Source organism: Streptomyces sp. NBC_00306 (assembly GCF_036169555.1).
Classification (GTDB): Bacteria; Actinomycetota; Actinomycetes; order Streptomycetales; family Streptomycetaceae; genus Streptomyces; species Streptomyces achmelvichensis.
Genome location: NZ_CP108032.1, coordinates 517,325 through 535,353 on the forward strand (window position 1 = coordinate 517,325; position 18,029 = coordinate 535,353).

20 protein-coding genes and 1 pseudogene are annotated in these 18,029 nt (G+C 71.0%); 8 read left to right on the forward strand and 13 right to left on the reverse strand.

Annotated elements, in window-relative coordinates; genetic code table 11:
- Window positions 1-179: 179 nt before the first annotated feature.
- From OHA05_RS02340 to OHA05_RS02365, 6 genes are all read right to left on the reverse strand, one after another.
- On the reverse strand, window positions 180-452 hold the full coding sequence (locus OHA05_RS02340) for a type B 50S ribosomal protein L31 (RefSeq protein ID WP_313948116.1): 273 nt from the start codon (window positions 450-452) through the stop codon (window positions 180-182).
- A 94-nt stretch (window positions 453-546) separates the two neighbouring features.
- Window positions 547-852: a UBP-type zinc finger domain-containing protein gene (locus OHA05_RS02345; RefSeq protein WP_313948115.1), complete on the reverse strand. Its 306-nt coding sequence runs from the start codon at window positions 850-852 to the stop codon at window positions 547-549.
- 237 nt (window positions 853-1,089) lie between these two features.
- Window positions 1,090-1,242, reverse strand: coding sequence for a hypothetical protein (locus tag OHA05_RS02350; protein ID WP_328859622.1), 153 nt, complete (start codon window positions 1,240-1,242; stop codon window positions 1,090-1,092).
- Between the two features lie 23 nt (window positions 1,243-1,265).
- Window positions 1,266-1,640 carry a hypothetical protein gene (locus OHA05_RS02355; protein WP_328859623.1) on the reverse strand — a complete coding sequence of 125 codons (375 nt, stop codon included), beginning with the start codon at window positions 1,638-1,640 and terminating at the stop codon, window positions 1,266-1,268.
- A 184-nt stretch (window positions 1,641-1,824) separates the two neighbouring features.
- Window positions 1,825-3,483: a TlrC/CarA/OleB/SrmB family ABC-F type ribosomal protection protein gene (locus OHA05_RS02360; RefSeq protein ID WP_328859624.1), complete on the reverse strand. Its 1,659-nt coding sequence runs from the start codon at window positions 3,481-3,483 to the stop codon at window positions 1,825-1,827.
- Between the two features lie 302 nt (window positions 3,484-3,785).
- On the reverse strand, window positions 3,786-4,007 hold the full coding sequence (locus OHA05_RS02365; RefSeq protein WP_313948112.1) for a hypothetical protein: 222 nt from the start codon (window positions 4,005-4,007) through the stop codon (window positions 3,786-3,788).
- A 240-nt stretch (window positions 4,008-4,247) separates the two neighbouring features.
- Between OHA05_RS02365 and OHA05_RS02370 the strand changes: the two are divergent.
- Window positions 4,248-4,814: pseudogene (locus tag OHA05_RS02370) on the forward strand (O-methyltransferase); the annotation flags it as partial.
- A gap of 48 nt (window positions 4,815-4,862) precedes the next feature.
- Window positions 4,863-5,156: a hypothetical protein gene (locus OHA05_RS02375; protein WP_313948110.1), complete on the forward strand. Its 294-nt coding sequence runs from the start codon at window positions 4,863-4,865 to the stop codon at window positions 5,154-5,156.
- A gap of 186 nt (window positions 5,157-5,342) precedes the next feature.
- Here OHA05_RS02375 and OHA05_RS02380 read toward each other — a convergent pair whose 3' ends face one another.
- A complete protein-coding gene (locus OHA05_RS02380; RefSeq protein ID WP_328859625.1) occupies window positions 5,343-5,474 on the reverse strand; it encodes a hypothetical protein in 132 nt (43 codons plus the stop codon).
- A 157-nt stretch (window positions 5,475-5,631) separates the two neighbouring features.
- On the opposite strand from OHA05_RS02380, the gene OHA05_RS02385 reads away from it, so the two are divergent.
- The 3 genes from OHA05_RS02385 (at window position 5,632) to OHA05_RS02395 (ending at window position 9,624) form a co-directional block, all read left to right on the forward strand.
- Window positions 5,632-7,038 carry a hypothetical protein gene (locus tag OHA05_RS02385; RefSeq protein WP_328859626.1) on the forward strand — a complete coding sequence of 469 codons (1,407 nt, stop codon included), beginning with the start codon at window positions 5,632-5,634 and terminating at the stop codon, window positions 7,036-7,038.
- 61 nt (window positions 7,039-7,099) lie between these two features.
- Entirely contained in the window at window positions 7,100-8,371 is a 1,272-nt protein-coding gene (locus tag OHA05_RS02390; protein ID WP_328859627.1) for an AAA family ATPase, read from the forward strand.
- Entirely contained in the window at window positions 8,368-9,624 is a 1,257-nt protein-coding gene (locus OHA05_RS02395; protein ID WP_328859628.1) for a vWA domain-containing protein, read from the forward strand. Before OHA05_RS02390 ends, OHA05_RS02395 begins: the two co-directional genes overlap by 4 nt.
- Before the next feature lie 99 nt (window positions 9,625-9,723).
- Here OHA05_RS02395 and OHA05_RS02400 read toward each other — a convergent pair whose 3' ends face one another.
- Window positions 9,724-10,131 (reverse strand): RidA family protein, encoded by a 408-nt coding sequence (locus tag OHA05_RS02400; RefSeq protein ID WP_328859629.1) that lies wholly within the window; start codon window positions 10,129-10,131, stop codon window positions 9,724-9,726.
- A gap of 144 nt (window positions 10,132-10,275) precedes the next feature.
- Between OHA05_RS02400 and OHA05_RS02405 the strand changes: the two genes are divergently transcribed.
- Window positions 10,276-10,656 carry a winged helix-turn-helix transcriptional regulator gene (locus tag OHA05_RS02405; RefSeq protein WP_328859630.1) on the forward strand — a complete coding sequence of 127 codons (381 nt, stop codon included), beginning with the start codon at window positions 10,276-10,278 and terminating at the stop codon, window positions 10,654-10,656.
- Here the strand turns inward: OHA05_RS02405 and OHA05_RS02410 are convergent.
- Both OHA05_RS02410 and OHA05_RS02415 read right to left on the reverse strand, forming a co-directional pair.
- Complete coding sequence (locus tag OHA05_RS02410; RefSeq protein ID WP_328859631.1) at window positions 10,646-11,650, reverse strand: HEAT repeat domain-containing protein; 1,005 nt, start codon at window positions 11,648-11,650, stop codon at window positions 10,646-10,648. The two genes, OHA05_RS02405 and OHA05_RS02410, sit on opposite strands and share 11 nt — an antisense overlap.
- A 61-nt stretch (window positions 11,651-11,711) precedes the next feature.
- Entirely contained in the window at window positions 11,712-12,299 is a 588-nt protein-coding gene (locus OHA05_RS02415; RefSeq protein ID WP_313948102.1) for a TetR/AcrR family transcriptional regulator, read from the reverse strand.
- A gap of 90 nt (window positions 12,300-12,389) precedes the next feature.
- Between OHA05_RS02415 and OHA05_RS02420 the strand changes: the two genes are divergently transcribed.
- Both OHA05_RS02420 and OHA05_RS02425 read left to right on the forward strand, forming a co-directional pair.
- The gene (locus OHA05_RS02420; protein WP_313948101.1) at window positions 12,390-12,815 is read left to right on the forward strand and encodes a nuclear transport factor 2 family protein; all 426 of its coding nucleotides are present in this window, start codon (window positions 12,390-12,392) and stop codon (window positions 12,813-12,815) included.
- Window positions 12,812-13,666, forward strand: coding sequence for an NmrA family NAD(P)-binding protein (locus OHA05_RS02425; RefSeq protein WP_328859632.1), 855 nt, complete (start codon window positions 12,812-12,814; stop codon window positions 13,664-13,666). Before OHA05_RS02420 ends, OHA05_RS02425 begins: the two co-directional genes overlap by 4 nt.
- A gap of 66 nt (window positions 13,667-13,732) precedes the next feature.
- Here OHA05_RS02425 and OHA05_RS02430 read toward each other — a convergent pair whose 3' ends face one another.
- The 3 genes from OHA05_RS02430 to OHA05_RS02440 all read right to left on the reverse strand — a co-directional run bounded on the left by OHA05_RS02430 (window position 13,733) and on the right by OHA05_RS02440 (window position 17,624).
- Window positions 13,733-14,332: a hypothetical protein gene (locus tag OHA05_RS02430; RefSeq protein WP_328859633.1), complete on the reverse strand. Its 600-nt coding sequence runs from the start codon at window positions 14,330-14,332 to the stop codon at window positions 13,733-13,735.
- 282 nt (window positions 14,333-14,614) lie between these two features.
- Window positions 14,615-15,307, reverse strand: a complete 693-nt coding sequence (locus OHA05_RS02435) for a DUF4142 domain-containing protein (RefSeq protein ID WP_313948098.1) — start codon at window positions 15,305-15,307, stop codon at window positions 14,615-14,617.
- 208 nt (window positions 15,308-15,515) lie between these two features.
- Complete coding sequence (locus OHA05_RS02440) at window positions 15,516-17,624, reverse strand: SpoIIE family protein phosphatase (protein ID WP_328859634.1); 2,109 nt, start codon at window positions 17,622-17,624, stop codon at window positions 15,516-15,518.
- Between the last annotated feature and the right edge of the window lie 405 nt (window positions 17,625-18,029).

Sequence of the window (18,029 nt, forward strand, 5' to 3'; positions counted from 1 at the left end):
CTTGCCTATCAAGTCGTGGTGCGCCGTTTCCGGTGTCGGCCCGCCGTCGAGGGTGGCCAGGACAGGGGTGGTGGACCGGGAAAGCCGTGTCCGGGATCAGGCCGCTTCGGCGGTGTGTGCTCGCCCCACAAGATCAAACGTGACGCACACGGCCCCGTGCTGTGAGCCACGCGGTCGCCTCACGCACTGCCCTCGCCGCCGGACTCGGGGGTGCTCCCGAAACGACGCTCGAACTGGGCGATGCGCCCCTCGGAGTCGACCGTCCGCGCCTTGCCGGTGTAGAAGGGGTGGCTCTCCGAGGAGATCTCGACGTCCACCACCGGGTACGTCTCGCCGTCGTCCCAGGTGATCTCCTGATCGCTCGTGGCCGTGGAACGCGTGAGGAAGGCGTAACCCGCCGCACGGTCTCGGAACACCACAGGACGGTAGGCCGGGTGCTTGTCTTCCTGCATGACAGCTCCTTGAGCATCAGACATGTGTGTCACCGGTGATCGGGTGGCCCGTCGCGCAAGCTCGCGGGGACTGCCGGACCGACTGGGCGAGGCCCTAAGCCGCTCGGGCCGGGCCCTCACCCTCGACGTCGAAGACCACCTGGTCCTCGTAGCACCACCACCAGGTCTCGCCCGGTTCGTACGAGCGAATCAACGGGTGGCCGGTGGAGGCGTTGTGTGCGGTGGCGTGGCGGGCGGGTGAGGAATCACAGCAGGCCACGTGCCCACACATCTGGCACTCCCGCAGGTGCACCCATGTGCCACCTTCAGCGACGCATTCCATGCAGGAATCCGGGCTGTCGGGTGTGACCACGGGCCGGACCTGGTCGAGGTGACTGCAGACACGGAACACGTCAGTCATGGTGGCACCTCCTCGGCAGATCTCCTTGGACCACCCGCGGGCGACGTACGTACCGGCTTGCACGTACCGCTTGTACGTACCGGCATGACTCAGCGGCGTCGGCCGCACAACACGCCGGATTCACAGCGGCAGGCGCTGCCACCAGCCTGCCACCGAGATACCCCGTGTCAAGCGGAGCACCGGCAGACGAGTGCTTGACCAGGCATTTCCCGTCTCGGGACCAGTGCCGTACGAAGGTCAGCGCGAGGAGTGGTCCCCTGCGCCCGACCAGCGCGCCGGCTCGGGGCAGGGGCCGCCGTACGTGGTGATGGCCAGGTATCGCGTGTCGGGCTGCGGGAGTCGGGACGCCAGTTCGGCGGGCGGGTCGGTTCCCGCAGCGACGGCATCCACGGAGCGGAGGGCGTCGGCAGGACTCAGCCCGCCCCCTGGCGCGGCGCACCGCCTTGCACGCGTCGAGCCGGCGGCCCGCCCATGCGAGCCGCCGCACCGCGACATCGAGCCCCGGGCGGGAGCTCGCCCCGGACCTTCTGCCGGTACTGGTCCTCCCATTCCGGGCCGTCACCGCAGAACTGCCGGTGCACCATGTGCAAGCTGCCGTCCAGAGCGTCGACGATGAACGGGCCGTAGCCGACGAGGGCATCGGCCGGCTCCCGCGTTCGTGCGCACCGCGCCGGCCGACAATGGATCAACCGGCCCAGCGCATGTCGCTCCCCACCGACGACCACCATCGGCGGCGTCGCCTGCCCGGCCGCTGCCACGAGCAGGTGCCGCTCCACCACGTCGATCACCTACGCACGCGAGATCACGCGACCACCGGACGTCGTTCCCTCACTCCCGCAGATCCATGTCACCGGCCACCGGACGACCCGGCACACCTCGGGCGTGGGGGTCGTCACCAGCCCGCTGCACCCCCGGCAACGCGGTGACCGCCGTGCGCGCCATCACCGAAACGCACACGGCAGTCCCCACGTTTCACCGTTCGCCGGTCACCGCCCCCTCGCGCAACTCCAGCCGCGAGCCGGAGAAGCGCGACCGCATCCGACGGTCGTGGGTGACCAGCACCAGCGCGCCCTCGAAACCGGTCAGCGCCGATTCCAGTTCCTCCACGAGCGCCGGTGAGAGATGGTTGGTGGGCTCGTCCAGCAGAACCAGGTCCACCGGCTCACTGACCAGACGTGCCAGTTCGATACGGCGCCGCTGGCCGTACGACAACTCCCCGACGCGCAGCCGCAGTGCCTCCGGTGCGAACAGCCCCAGCGACAGCAGCTGGTCCGCGTGTTCGTCCCGGTCACCGGGGCGGCCGTGTGCGAACGCCTCCAGGACGGTCAGCGGCGACGGCCACGGCGTTTCCTCCTGCCGCAGGTGTCCCACTCGCCCGGGAACCACCACGGTGCCGACGTCCGGGGCGAGTTCCCCGGCCAGGACCCGCAAGAGGGTGCTCTTACCGGCTCCGTTGGGGCCTGTGACCAACAACCGCTCCGCCGGGCCGATGCTCAGCTCGGGCACCCGCAGCCGGTCGTCCACGACGACACCGTCGAGCTTCGCCGCAGGCGCCTCGCCCGGTCCGCTGTCGGTGGCGATGCGGGCCGTGAACGACAACGGGTCCGGCGGCGGCGCCACGGGGTGCGCGGTGAGCCGCTCGACCCTTTCCTTGGCGTTACGGATACGGCTCATCGCGCCGTGTGCCCGCCCCCGCGCGCGGAACGCGGGGGAACCGAAGATGGCCTTCGGAATCTTGCGCGGGATGCTGCCCAGGCGCGCGACGTTGGACTCGGCCAGCCGGCGGCTCCGGTCGAGCTCAGCACGCCACTCGTCGTACTGCTGCTGCCGTCGGCGGCGTTCGGCGGCCTTGGCGGCGAGGTAGCCGGCGTATCCGTTGCCGTGGCGGGAAACGCGACCGCCGTCGACCTCCAGAACCGTGGTGGTGAGCCGCTCCAGGAACACGCGGTCGTGCGTGACCGCGACGACGGTTCCGCGGTGGGCCCGAAGATGCTCCTCCAGCCACCCGACGGCCCGGTCGTCCAGGTCGTTGGTCGGCTCGTCGAGCAGCAGCAGCTCGGGCCGGGACGCCAGGGTGGCGGCCAGCGCCAGCCGCGACCGCTCACCGCCGGACAAGGTGCCGAGCTGCCGGTCCCGGGCGAGCCCCGGCAGACCGAGCCCGTGCAACGCGGCGTCCACACGGGTGTCGGCGCCGTAGCCGTCGCGGGCCTCGTACTGCTCGGTCAGCCGCGCGTACTCGGCGAGGCGATCGGTCAGATCCGCGTCCACGGGGGCCTCTGCGAGGGCTCTCTCGGCATGTCGCAGAGCCGCTTCGAGTGCACGCAGCTCCGCCAGCGCCAGGTCGACGGCGTCCTGGACGGTGGCTTCCGGGGGCAGGCCGAGGCTCTGGGCGAGATACCCGGTCCCGCCGGGCGCGGTCACAGTCAGCTCCCCCGCGTCGGGTTGCTCTCTGCCGGCGAGAAGATTCAACAAGGTGGACTTGCCGGCCCCGTTGTCACCGACGACGCCGGCCTTCTCACCGGGGGTGAGGCTGAACGAAACCTGGTCGAGCACGGTGCGGTCGTCGTAACGCTTGGAGACACCGCGCAGGGAAAGCTGTGAGAGGGATGATGAGGGATGTGGCGCACGCATGCGAAAGCCCCAGTTCTCGGCCGATGCCGATAGAACGGATTCGAGGACGAATCAACGCCGCGACCGCGGAGCAGAGCTCGACACGGTCGTGCGGGGGGCTGTCACAGAGTTCCCATGCGGACGAAGGTACGCGCGCACAGGGCGACCGGGCAACGGAGTTTTCCGTCATCGGTCCCGCCGCCTGCTGCCGGGTGCGCGCAACCGGACCGGGTCCGCCGTCCTGACGAACTGCGCTGTGATTCCTGTGCAGTCGGCGTTTCCACCGTCCCGAAGGCGTCAACACCGGGATCGTCCGCATGCACTCAGAAGAGGCCGTCCTGATCGATGCGCACCGCCCGGCGCCGGACCGTGCGCGGAGCTCGCCGGACGGGCGACTCGTCACCGAACAGCGGGGCCGTACCGCACTCGTCGGGCTCGGCCGGAATGGCCGCGGGCCCCGTGGGGACTGCCAACTGCAGAGGGACGTCAGGGTCGAAGTCCGCGCGCGTCATGGCCGTCCAGTCGCGGCCCGGCTGCTCGGCCATACGTCGTCTCCCCTCTGCCACTCGCCACCCACGCGCCGCGCGCCTGCTGCGCGGGCAGCCGCATACGGGCGGGCCGCCTCACGTGCTCGTACCCCTATCCTTCCAGTGGATCACTCATGGCCTGCGTCATCCGGGCGACCCCAGTGCTTCGGCCGGGAAGGGTTCGACACGGCCTGACGGCTGAAAGTCCGTACGGACGCTCCCGCCGACGGATAGCGTCCCGTTCACGATGAAGGGGGCGTGACCGTGGCAGAACGTGCGGTTCCGGCTCGCGTGGTGGCCGCGGAGCGTGTCGCCTCCGAGACGGGATTCACGAAGAGTTGCCTTCCGGAAGTGGGCAGGTTGCTGAGTCTGGCCGCCGCTGCGAAACCCGACGGGGTGATTGCGGAGAGCGGCACCGGCTCGGGAGTGGGCACCGCCTGGCTGCACAGTGGGCTGGGCGCCGACGCGTACCTGGTCACCGTGGAGCGGGACGAGGAGCCGGCCCGTCGAGCGGCCGATGTCTTCGCGGACGACGCACGCGTCAGCGTGCTCACCGGCGACTGGCGCTTGCTGGAGCAGCACGCCCCTTTCGACGTCTTCTTCTGCGACGGCGGCGGCAAGCGTGACGACCCACGGCGGGTCGTCGAGATGCTCGCGCCCGGTGGCCTGCTCGTCCTGGACGACTTCACCCCGTCGCCCCATTGGCCGCCGCGTTTCGAGGGTGAAGTGGATGAACTCCGCCTGTTCTATCTCACTCATCCATCGCTGGACGCCACGGAGGTACTGACAACACCGGGCAGTTCAGCGGTGGTTGCGGCGCGCCGCGTCCAAGTGCGCCGTCCGGCGGCAACTCGGCACAGAGGAGGACGGATCGTGGCGGCAACCTACTACTGCGCCGACAGCGAGAACGGGCACCACATCGACGACCCGTCCGAGGACGCCCTGTTCGACCTCATCAGCGAACTCAACGACTCGGACAACACGTTCATCGTCGTCCAGCCCCACGAGGACGACCCCGCATGGTTCGCCTCGGTGACCGTCCTCGACGAAGGGGGCTACGAGATCGTCCTGCGCGACAGCACACGACGCGAACACAGCGTCGATACCGACACGAACATCGGCGGGATCGCCGGCGACCTCATCATCTGGCTGGCCGCCCGCAGCTAGCCGGACCGGCCGACTCAGCGGTCCAGCATCTTCTGAACGCCCTGGGGACGGCGTGCGACCGCTGGTCGTCAGGTCATCGCGAGGGCGCGCAGATAAGCGGCTCGCGCCGGCATGGCCGAGCCTGCCGATCGACGGCTCGGCGTCCGGCGCCGGGCGGGCGTGCCGGCACGTCCCGTCGCCATCGGCTCACCCCCATACGAACAGCACCGTCCCGACGAGAATGGGAATGCCCCGTACGCCGATCGTCAGGCAACTCGTGCGGCGGAGCAGGCGGTTGAGGATCGCCGGCCTCGCGCCGTCCCGGTCGTCCGGTGCCATGCCGCTTAGCCTCCCCGGGACGGCGGCCCACTGGCCCGGCGGACCCCGCTCCCGCCCGCGGAACCTGGCAGATCGCGGTCCGGCGCGCTATGCTCGCCGCGATGATCACTCATTCTGTTCACAGATTGGGGGTCCCGTCCGCGCAAGGTGAGTGCTGATGCTCACTCAGATCGCGAACGGGGATTCCCGCCTTTCCTTCTGGCTGCGCGTGCGTGACTATGCCGTGCCGCCGTCCATGATCGAGACTGCGACCGCCCGCCGCCATGCCGGGGACTGGGCAGGCGCGTGCGCCGCCGCAGGCATCGATGTCGACCTCGATATGCGCTCCGTGGCCCGCACTCATGGCCGCGAGCTCGCGACCCGGATCCGGGCCGATCTCCGCCATCTGGCCCCCGACTTGCTGCGCTGGCACATGCCGAGGGTCGCTCCCGACGGACTGCTGCGCCCAGGTCTGACCATTGTCCTCGCCCGGTACGACGCTGCCGGGCAGAACGACGGATCGACTGTGCAACTGGTGGTCCGCACTCCGCCTGCCTGGGCGGACGGCGGTCAGCGGATCAGCCTCGCCCTGTGGGACGGAGCCCATGCCGAGCCCGGCGCCCGACGGCATCCGCACCCCCATCCCGACCGGCGGTTCCGCCTCGACCTGCACCGGCACCTCTGGGACGCGCGCAGGACCGATGAGCTGCGGGTCCGCTCCGGCGCGGGTGCGCTGTCCGCCGACTTCCCTCCCCCGGATCCGGATCCGGATCCGTCGGGGGTGGTGCCGCGGGAGCTCCGGTGTGCCGTTGACCGATGGGCGGACGAGGCGGCGATCCTGCTGCGCGCCGAGGGGCGGACGGACGGCACGGTCGCCGTGAGGTTCGGCGGACGGCGCAGACTGCTGCTGGAGCCCGCCGCGGACAGGGACGGCCCCGGACCGTCCACCCTGCGGATCACGCCGGCGCCGGCCGACGGCGACATCTCGACCCTGCCCGTCCTGCCCGACGCGGCGACCTGGGTGCTGCCCGATCTGGACCTGATCCGCACCCGTTCGATCGAGGCCGGCCGGCTGCACCCCCTGGTCGCCTCGGCACTCGTACCCGGCCATGCGCCGGCGGCAGGCTCCCCCGTTCCCACCAGCGCGGGACAGCCACACCTGGTGGAGTGCCGGGGAGTTCGGCATCGGGTCGGTCTGGTCGACGGGGTCCTCGTGCCCCTGGACCACGACCCCGCCGAGACCCTCCGGGAAGAACTGCTGGTCGCACTGACCGGTACCCCCCTTCCCTGCCTGCGGTTCATCGACCAGGCACATCGTCGGCCGGACTGTCTGGTCGGCGTGCGCGAACGTCTGGAGCACGGTGACACCGCCGGTGCGCTGGCCGTCGTCGAGGGCCTGCTGGGCTGCGAGGCCGTGCTGCGTGACGGCGCTCTCAGGGACGCGCTGGAGGCGGCCGCGCAGCGTCGGATCGCCTACGGCATCTACCGGGCAGGCCTGGTCGGCCCCGGGCCCGACCGCCTCCGCCCGGGGCCCGCTCGTCCCCGTGACCTGCGCTCCCGCCCGCGCCACACCACCGCACGCTGACCCGGGGACCTCGGTCCTCCGCACCCACTCGCCCCGTCACGAACCCCAAAGGTGATCAGACATGCCCACATGCACCCCGTCCGCCACTGCCTCCACCGGCACACTCCCCGACGACCCCTCCCACGCTTCCCAGCTCGACGTCGCCGGTGAGTTGCTGACGCTGCTGCGCGATACCACCACCGAACCGCGTCCCGACACACAACTGGAGGCACTCACGCTCGCCGTGGCCGCCGACCTGCCCGTCGTCCTGTGGGGCGAGCCGGGGATCGGCAAGACCGCGGCCCTGACACAACTCGCCGCGGCTCTGGACCTTCCGCTGACCACGGTGATCGCCAGTGTGCACGAGCCCTCCGACTTCTCGGGTCTGCCCATCGTCGGGGACGATCCGGCGGAACAGGGTGTCCCGATGGCCCCGCCGGACTGGGCGGTGCGACTCGTACGGGCAGGCAAAGGGCTGCTGTTCCTGGACGAACTGTCCACGGCGCCACCGGCCGTTCAGGCCGCCCTGCTGCGTCTTGTGCTGGAGCGGCGGATCGGCTCCCTCCAACTGCCGCCCAGCGTACGGATCGTGGCCGCCGCCAACCCTCGGTCCTCGGCAGCGGACGGCTGGGAGCTGAGTCCGCCGCTGGCCAACCGTTTCGTCCATCTCCAGTGGACCCACGACCACGAGGTGGTGGTACGCGGCCTCGGTGGGACGTGGCCGCGGGCCACACTGCCCCGGCTCGACCCGGCGAGATTGCCGGACGCCGTGGACTTCGCCCGCCGCGCGGTGTGCGGGCTGCTCGCCGCCCGCCCGGGTCTCGTGCACCGGCTGCCCAGCAACGACATGCGCAGGGGCGGACCGTGGCCGTCACCGCGGAGCTGGGAGATGACCCTGTGTCTGATCGCTTTCGCGACCGCGGCCGGCTGCTCCCGGGAAGTACTCTCCCTGCTGGTCAGGGGCACCGTGGGCGACGGTCCGGGGCTGGAGCTGCTGGCCGGTCTCGACCGGATGGACCTCCCCGATCCCGAGGTGCTGCTCGCCGACCCGGCGAGCGCGGTCCTGCCCGAACGGGGAGATCTGCGCCAGGCCGTGCTCGACGGTGTCGTGCAGGCGGTCCGCACCCGGCCGGAGAAGTCCCGCTGGGACGCGGCCTGGGCGCTGCTGGTCAGGGCGTTGGAGACGGGAGCTCCGGATCTGGTGGTGGTCCCCGCGACCACCCTCGCGTCGCTGCGCCGCGAGGACTGGGACGTACCGACGTCGATCGAAGGCCTCGCCGGAGTGGTGTCCCTGTCCCGGCGAGCCGACAAGGCGGCGGCCCGTGCCGCGGTCGCCACGCGGGCCGGACGATGATGCCGGACGCACCGAGGACACTGGACCTCGACAAACTCTTCGCCGCCCGGCTTCAGGCCGCCCGGGCCCGGCCGTACCTGGCGACCGCACTCTTCGCCCTGCACACCGTGGAGTCGCGGACGGTACCCACGATGGCCGTGGACCGGCACTGGCGGTGCTATGTCTCACCGGCCTTCGTGGCACGGACGCCGGTGGAGGAACTGGCCGGGGTGTGGGTGCACGAGGTGTCGCACCTGCTGCGCGACCATCACGGCCGCAGTGACCGGGTCGCCAAGGAGCGGGGGCTGACCGGTCCGGGGGAACGGCTGCGGATGAACATCGCCGCGGACTGCGAGATCAACGACGACGCCTTCGGTGACGGGCTGGTCCGGCCCGACGGCGCGGTCGATCCGGAGCTTCTGGGGCTCCCCGAGGGGGAGTTGATGGAGGACTATCTGCGCCAGTTCGGGCTCGGGCCGCGTACGCAGAGCATGACCTGGCTCGACTGCGGCAGTGGCGCCGACGGACTGGCACGGGAGTGGGAACTGGGACCGGACGGCGCGCACGGCCTCAGCGACCAGGAACGTGACGCGGTCCGGTTCCGGGTGGCGCAGGGCATCACCGGCCGTCCGGGGAGCGCGCCCAAGGGATGGCGGCGATGGGCGGAGGAAGCCTTCCACCCGCCGCAACCGTGGCGGGAGTTGCTGGGGGCGGCGGTGCGTTCGGCGGCCTCCGCCGCCGGTGCGGGCGAGGACTACACCTACGGCCGGCCGTCGCGGCGTTCGGCCGGCGTGCCGGGCGCCGTCCTGCCGAGCCTGCGGCGCGTGCCGCCCCGGGTCGCCGTGGTCATCGACACGTCCGGGTCGGTCAGTGATGCCGAACTGGGCAGCGCGCTCCTCGAAGTCGCCGCGATCTCCCGTGCCGTGGGCGGCCGCCGCGACCTGGTCACCGTGGTGCCGTGCGACGCGGCGGCCGAGTTCGCGCACTCGCTGTGCCGCGCCGAGGGAATTCCACTCATGGGCGGCGGCGGTACGGATCTGCGTACGGGCTTCGCCAAGGCACTCCGCACGCGACCCCGGCCGGACGTCGTCGTGGCCCTCACCGACGGACAGACGCCGTGGCCCGACACGCGACCACCGTGCCGGACGGTGGTGGGTCTGTTCCCTCGGCAGACGCGCGCGACCTGGGACGAGGACGATCCGGACTATGTGCCGGACTCGCCACCGGCGTGGGCGCGAGTCACGCACATCGGGTCCGGCCCCGGGGTCCGGTGAGCCCGCCCGGGCCGGCAGCCGATCGCGCCGGCGCGAGTCGGCGTCCGAGGTCCTGCGGTCACGCGCACCACAGGCAACCTGCGCGCGCGGAAGGCCTGTTCAGTCGATGACCGCGGTGGCTTCGACCTCGACGAGATGGTCGGGTACGTCCAGTGCCGCGACTCCCAGCAGCGTGCCCGGCGGCACCGGGGTGCCCCCGAGCTTCTCGGCTGCCCGGGCAACCCCTTCAAGGAACAGGGGCATCTTGTCGGGGGTCCAGTCGACGACGTAGACGGTCAGTTTCGCCACGTCGTCGAAGGATCCACCGGCCGCGGCCAGCGCGGTGCCGACATTGAGGTAGCACTGCTCGACCTGAGCGGCGAGATCACCTTCGCCGACCGTGGTCCCCTCGGCGTCCCAGGCGACCTGGCCGGCGATGAAGACCAGCTTCGACCCGGTCGCGATCGACACCTGCCGGTAGGCATCGATCTGCGGCAATCCGCTGGGGTTCACCAGGGTGATGGCCATGCTGCCCGCCTCCTTGTTCATGACGGGCCCAGGGGCCCGCTGTCACCGGACCGGGGTACTCCCGGTCTCTTGTGGTTACTCAGGAACTGTAGGAGAGTGACCGCTGACGTGGAAGAACGCACTTTTCGGTGACTGGGGAACCTGATGGTGACCAAGCAGTTCAGCGGCTCGCCCGACGAAGCGGACCTCAGGCGCGCGGATTCGCTGGCGCGGGAGATCTTCTCGGACGTCGCCAACAAGTGGGCGCTCCTGATCATCGAGGCCCTCGGGGAGCACACCCTGCGCTTCGGCGAGATACGGAACGAGATCGAGGGCATCAGCCACAAGATGCTCACCCAGAACTTGCGCATGCTGGAGCGCAACGGCCTCATCGAGCGGACAGTGCACCCCGTCGTGCCGCCGCGGGTCGAGTACACCCTCACCGAGCCGGGCCAGGCCCTGCGGGTGACGATCGACGGCATGTGCGACTGGACCCACCGCTACCTCGGCCACATCGAGGCCTCGCGCCGCCGCTTCACCCCGTGAGGGGGGACTCGCGGGCGTCGATCATCCCGTGCATCACCGACACGGGCAGCGCGGGATTCCCGGCCGCACGCTCGCGGTCCCGCAGGAGTCCGATCAGCGTTCGTGCGGGCAGGCACGGATTCCCGGCGGCCTCGAGGCGCACGGACGACCGGGGGTCGTCGGTCAGTCGTACGGCGGATGCGGCGGACAGCCGAGGGTCGCTCGCGGCCCGCGCCCGTACCTCCTCGTCGGGGTCCCGGCTGAACCGCTCCACCAATTCGGCCGTGGAGTCGGGGTCGTCCAACGCCAGCAGGCGCATCCGTGGATGAGGGTCGTCCGCGTACCGCAGCAGACCTGTGCGGGGAAAGTTGGGGTGCCCGTGCGGCCGGCCGGGATGGGCCCTGCCCAGCAACCGCCGCAGGACGTCTTCGGGCGCGGCCCTGTTGCCTCCCAGCCCCTCCATCCAGGAGGCGTACAGCTGCTCGGTGGGACGCGGCCCGTTCAGCAACGAGGCCCAGGCGGCCGCCCGTTCCTGAGGGCTCTCCCTGGCCGCGGCCCGAGCGGTCTCCTCCTGCCACTGCCCCACCCGGTCCTTCGCGAGGAGCCAGGTCTCGTACTCCTCGCTCGTCATCCCGAGGATCGCGTCCCCGTCGGTCGCCGCCGTGAGGAACTCCGCCAACCCCGGCCTGTCCCCCAGCGTCCCCGCGAGGTCCCACGAGTGGGCCAGGCGGACGCGCGTCCATCCCCCACCCGCACCGCCCGGCGCGGAGATCAGGAAGTCGCCGTCCTCGCCGATCACTCCGCACTCCACGGCGAGGCGGAACCACTGAGCGTTCAACTCGGCGACGAGGTCCGGCCGGCCGTGCCTTACTGCGACGGTCGGCTCCGCGTTGCCCGCCACAACAGGACGCATGGCGACCCACGTCGGCAGGACGTCGTCGCCGCGACCGTCACCCACGATCTCCAGACCCGCCCTCGTGAGCAGCTGTGCGTACTCGTCTCCCCCGGCGTTCATGCGAGCCATCGTGCCGGACCGCGGCGAGCGACCCGTACGGGGGCCTCACCCGGTGCGGTGCTCAGTCCCCCGGTGCCTCCAGGACTCTGGCAGTGAACGCCGCCAGGCGGTCTCTCATCTGCTGACGCGTCATCCCCTGCCGGCCCACGAGGTGTTCGACGAGGTCGGCCCGGGTCACGGCCAGCAGTGCGTGCGCGGTGAACTCGCTGTCCGCGAGTCCGGGAATCCGCTCCAGCGCGGCCCGGAGCGTGCCGTGCCAGCGTTCGTAGTGTTCCGCCGCGTAAGGGCTGTCGCCGCCGGTCCCTTCCAGCGCCAGCGCGAGATGGCGGTTGTCGATCTTGAAGCACAGGATGGCGTCGAGGAGGGCGGGCACGCGCTGAAGCGGCGGAGCGGCCGGGCCCAACGGCGACTCCCCCTGCTCGGCGGCGTGTCTGACCGGTGCGAGGCGCATTTCGTACAGCGCACGGATCAGGCCGGTGCGGTCGCCGAAGCCGCGGAAGAGCGTCGCCTTCCCGACGCCGGCCGCTGCCGCGATGTCGGCCATGGTGACCGCCTCGGGGCTCGCGCAGCGGGCGAAGAGTGCGTCGGCGGCCGCGAGGACGGCCTCACGGTTGCGCGTCGCGTCCGCGCGGGGTTTGCGGTCGGGCATGCGGCTCCTCCTTGCAAAGCGGACCACGGGTCCGTATTGTCGAACACGAAGCGGACCCACGGTCCGCATCGTACTGGACGGAGTCACCCCATGACCGCGATCACCACACCCGCGGACCTGTACCGGCACGGCTTGAAGCTGCTGCTGGACAAGGACATCCCCGCCTGGGTGGACCTGTGGGACGAGGCCGGCGTCCTCGAATTCCCCTTCGCACCGGACGGTTGGCCGAAGCGGCTGGAAGGCAAGACCGCCGTCGCCGGCTACATGCGCGGCTACCCGGACCACATCGATCTTCACGACTTCCCGTATGTCGAGATCCACCGGACCGTCACCCCGGAGACCATCGTGGTCGAGATGCGTGGTGTGGGCCGCCTGGTAAAGACCGGAGGCCCCTTCGACATGTCCTACATCGCCGTCGTCACCGTCGAGAACGGCCTCATCACCCGGTACCGCGACTACTGGAACCCGCTCGCCCTCCAGGACCCCGCCACCGACTTCGCCGGGAGCAACGGATGACCACGGCCCGCAAGTTCACCCTGGTCGTCGGGGCCACCGGCACCACTGGCAGCCGCGTCGCCGCGCGGCTCACCGCCGCGGGACACCCCGTGAAGGCGGCCGGCCGACGCGCCACACCGGTGGAGGGGTGCAGCCCGGTGCGGTTCGACTGGGACGACCCCGCCTCCTTCGCCGGCGCCCTCGAAGGCGTGGACCGGATCTATCTCATCCCGCCGCTCGGCGCTCCGGACCCGGCGGCCGTGATGCTGCCTTTCCTCCGGCAGGCCCGCGGCGCAGGGGTGCACCGTGCCGTGCTGCTCAGTTCGTCGGCGATCCCCGAGGGCGGTCCCGCAGTGGGCCAGGTCCACCGGGCGCTACCGGGGCTGTTCCCCGAGTGGGCGGTCCTGCGGCCCTCGTGGTTCATGCAGAACTTCACCGGCGACCACGCACACGCCCGGACCATCCGCGAGGAGGGGACCATCCGGACGGCGGCCGGTGACGGGCGCATCGGGTTCGTCGACGCGGATGACATCGCAGCCGTCGCCGTCCACGCACTGACCGAGGCGCAGGCCCCGAACACCGACCTCGTCGTGACCGGACCGCAGGCACTGAGCCACGACGACATCGCCGCCGTTCTCGGCGAGGTCACCGGACGGGCCGTCAGCCACTGTCGGCTGACGTACGAGCAGATGCGCGACCGCCTCAGCGCCGAGATGCCCACGGAGTTCGCGGAGATGCTCGCCGGCATGGACCTCGCCATCGCCGAAGGCGACGAGGACCGCACCACCGACACGGTCGAGCGTCTCACCGGCCGCCCGCCGAGCAGCTTCCGCGCCGTCGCCGAACGGGAGTTGGGCCCGGTCCGACGCTGACACCCCGCCTTTACCGCGCGCCGGCACCGACTCCTGCAAGGACGGGCTTCGGGCCAGGGCTGCGCGTCAGTGGGCGAGTTCCGGGGGCCAGTAGCGGCTCGGCAGCATCATCGCCCTCGGTGTGAGGTCCGGGTGGATGAGCAACGGGAAGAGGGCGTGACGGAGGACGCCGTCGGGCAGATGGCGGCGGCAGACGATGATGTGGGTGCAGTAGACCTCGTCGTCACCCGCCAGATTCCTCGGCACGCGCATCCTCGGCAGGTACTGCGTCTCGTCGGCGAGCGTCGCGGCGAAGGCACCCGACGCGGGATCCTCGTGGCCGTCGCTCTTCAGCGCGTACAGAGCCTGGGCCGTGGCGCGCAGGCGATCGGGGTGCTCGTCGAAGGCGGCGGCGTCCGGGCTGTAGATCACTGTCGCGGGGTGGTCGTGATCACCGGGCAGGAAGAGCCGCTCGTCCGCCTGCACCAAGGAAGCCCAGACCAACCGCCCTTCCCGGAGCAGGGTGTTCTGCTGCCACAGAATCTCCCGCAGGGGTTCCGCGGCCGCGATCCACTCGGGCAGGGGGATCCGCAGATAGCGGCGTTTGTCGCCGAAGTCGAACGTGCGTGGCGCGGGGCCGAGGTTCGTCCGGCATGCATGGAGACTCTCGGCTGCGGATCCGGTCATGGGGTGGAGCTTACGGACCGGCCACCGGGCAGCAGACACAACGAGGGCGCCGAGGACGCCGGTACGGCCGGACGCGGCCCGCTTCACCGACCACCTGACAAGGAGAGATCCGTCATCGAACCCTCTGCCCTATGCGAGCGGCGTCACCGTGCCAGTGCCGTGCTCCCGGGCAGGGGCCGGCTCGATGCCGGGCCTCCCCACCCGGAAGCCTTGCACAGTGCAATGGATTGGTCCAGAGGGCTGGTCGAAGCCACCACGGGGTGCGATCGGCACGACGCAGCACTACTTCGGCTTCACGGCCGTTTCGACCTCCTGGAACGTCGCACTGTCGACGAACCCGGTGTCCTCGAGAACTTCGAGATGGTCCAGGACGGTCTGGTTTGCCTGACGCGCGTGGCGGCGGATCAGGTCGTTCTGCGTACCCGCCCGGACTTCGGCGATCGTGGCGAAGATCTTTCCGTGCGAGGCCCGCAGCAGGTTGGCGAAGATCCGGTCGAACTCCGCCCCCTGGGCGTTCTCCATCTGCTTCACGAATCCCTGCTGTTCGGCTGTGGCCTCATTGGGCAGGGCGACGCCGAGGATCCGGGCGTCTTCGCGGACCAGCTGGTCGAGTTTGCTGTGACCGTCGATGAGGTGCAGTCCGGCCCGTTTCACGGACTCACTCGCGGCGTGCGTCTGTGCCAGCTTCCCGGCCGGGATCTCCCACAGGCCCGCCTGACGCACCTTGACCAGGAACGTCTTGTCCAACTCGGTAAGGGACTGTCCTTCCGGTGGCGCCGCCTCGACGGCCGCGTCGGCACCGGCGTCATGGGCGCCGGCATGCTGCGGCACTCCCGCGGAGACCGGATCGGCGGCCGCTTCCTCGTCGCCGCCTCGCGTGACGATCAGCAGCGTGGCGACGACCGCGCATGCGGCGAGGATGATCCCGATCGTGCGCAGGGGCAGGGCGGATGGGGCGCGTCGATTCGATGGCATGGGTGCCTCCCGGTTCGGTCCGACGAACGAACTGCTCTTGTGTCGGGAGCACTGGGACGGCGACTGGCACGGCGCGCACCCGTCAGTACGGACGAAGGTGCCGGACCGTTCAACGCGACCGGGAGGGAACCCGGTTCACACACCCGCTGTCGCGACCCACCACCCTCCTTCGGGGGGAGTCGGGGCGGCCGTCACGCCTGGATTCCGGTCATCCACCGCTCTGCTGCGGGCTGATGAGCAGCAGGGCGATGTCGTCGCCACGGCCGGGCGCGTGCTCGATCAGCGTGTCCGCGAGGCCTTCCAGGTCGTCGGCGTCCGCGTCCTCGACGAGCCGGGCGAGTGCGGAAACGGCGTCGTCGGGGTCCACTCCGGGGGATTCGATGAGTCCGTCGGTGTACAGGACGAGCACACTGCCGGGTGGCAGCGGGATTTCGAGAGCCGGGTACTCCGCTTCCGGGTCGATGCCGAGCAGCAGCCCGGGCGGGACATGCAGGACATGCGTACGGCCGTCTGCGTGACGCAGCAGTGGTCTGGGGTGGCCGGCCGTGGCCAGACAGGCGGCCTGGCGTCCGAGGTCCAGGTGCACGTACAGACAGCTGGTGAACAGGCCGGGGTCGAGGTCGATGAGCAGACGGTTCGTCCGGCTCAGGACATCCCCTGGGGGTGCGCCCACCGTGGAATGGGCGTGGACGGCGGTGCGGACCTGCCCCATCAGGGCGGCGGCGTCGATGTTGTGGCCCTGGACGTCGCCGATGGCCGCCGCGGCGGTCGTGCGGTCCAGACGGATCAGATCGTAGAAGTCACCACCGACATCCATGCCGTGTCCGGCGGGCAGATAGCGGGCCACCACGCTCAGGCCCGGGACGCGAGGAAGGGCGTCGGGCAGCAGCGCGTCCTGGAGGCGCCGGGCGACGCGGTGTTTGGTGTCGTAGAGCCGAGCCCGGTCCAGGGCTTGGCCGATCAGGCCGGCCAGGGAGATGAGGACCGCACGTTCGGCCGGTGCGAAGGTGCGGGGCCGGGCGTAGGCGAGAACGAGTGTGCCGATGGTGCGGTTGGAGGCGATCAGCGGCAGAAAGGCCCACGAGGCCATGTCGTCCTGATGGACCGCCGCGGCATAGGAGCGCTTCAGGTCGGCGAAGGAGGCGAAGAAGCTCGGAGCGCCGGTGGCGAGGACATGGGCTGCGGGAGTGTCCGCGGACAGGGGGATGAGGTCGAAGCGCTCGATGAGCGCGGCGTTGTAGCCGCGATGACCAACGATCTTCAGTCGCCCCTCCTCCGCGGTCATCATGGCCATGGCCTGCGCGCCGAGCGCCGGCATGAGCTGGTCGGCGGCCTGGTCGACGACGTCCTGGACGCCGATGGCCTCGGTGAGCGTGGCGGCCATGTGCATCAGGTGGTACAGCAGGGTGGCACGGCTCGGCCCCGCGCTGCGCACGGGCTGAGCTGCGGCGTTGCTCTCGGCGGGGCGGCTCGGGGTGATGCGGACACTGATGCCGGAGGGGTCCGGGTACAGCTCGAACGCCAGCCAGGTGTCCGGCGGCCGCACGACGGTGAACGACGTGGGCTGCTCACTGACCAGCGCGGCCCGGTAGCGGTCCTCGACCTCGGGCACGTCCATCCACGGCAGGGCTTCCCAGGGCCGTGCGCCCAGCAGGTCGGCCGCGTCGGCGCCGAGGAGTTCGGCCGCATCCGGGGTGACGAAGGTGATCCGGCCGCCCAGGTCCAAGGCGCACGACCCGCCCGGCAGCCGGTCGATGAACGCCGCCGTCGCCGTCGCCTCCCCCAGTGCCAGGGGGGCCAGGATGCGGGGCCGGTTCGGCGGCAGTGACGCCCCCTCGTCGGCAGCCACCTGGAGGATGCGCCCCAGGCGCCGGCAGCCCTCCTCCGTGGCCTCGCGCTCGGCGGGGCTCATACCGGGCGCATGCAAACCGGGCCACAGCAGGACCAGCGCGCCCCGTACTGTGCCCTTCGACGTGACCGGGGCAGCCGCCAGGGCGAAGTCGTACGGCAGCACCAGGGACAGCCGCGGGTACCGGCGCGCCGCGTCCTCCATGCCGCCGACCCAGACCAGACGCCGTTCCCGCACCGCGTCCGCCACCGGAATCGGATCGGCCAGCCCCACCCGGGTCCACGGAGCGGCGATCTCCCGGGGGGTGCCGGTGACCACCACCAGCCACAACGCCTCCCCCGCCGGCGACAGCACATAGAACATCCCTCGGGACGCACCGGCCTGTCGCACCACATCGATCAGAGCGGTGTCCAGCAGCTGACCGCCGGAGTCCACGGTCGCCGTGGGGCGGAACGGTTTCCGGCTCATCCGGCCCCCCGCGGAGCGACCGGGCGCAACACCCGCGTCCGTCCGATCGCGCGTGCGCGGCACCAACCGCACCGAACCTCACCCATAAGGGGACACTACGCCCGTCCGCACGGGACGACATTCGCCCGTTCCCCGGGTGGAGGACGCCTGCGGCCTCGCGGCCGCGGCAGTGAGCGCCTGATGGCATGCCGTCGCGGAGCCGGGCCGGTCATGGCTACAGCAGAGCCACCCCGAGGAAATAGATCAGGCCGCCGAAGACGACCCCCAGAGACAGCAGGAACACCACGCGCATCGCCTGTCACCCACACTTCGCCGTGCACCGATAGGGCCGCCACGCCACTGGACCCGCAATCGGCGGCGCGATCATGCGGTCCGTCATACCCGCCGCCGGTCCCACACACTCAC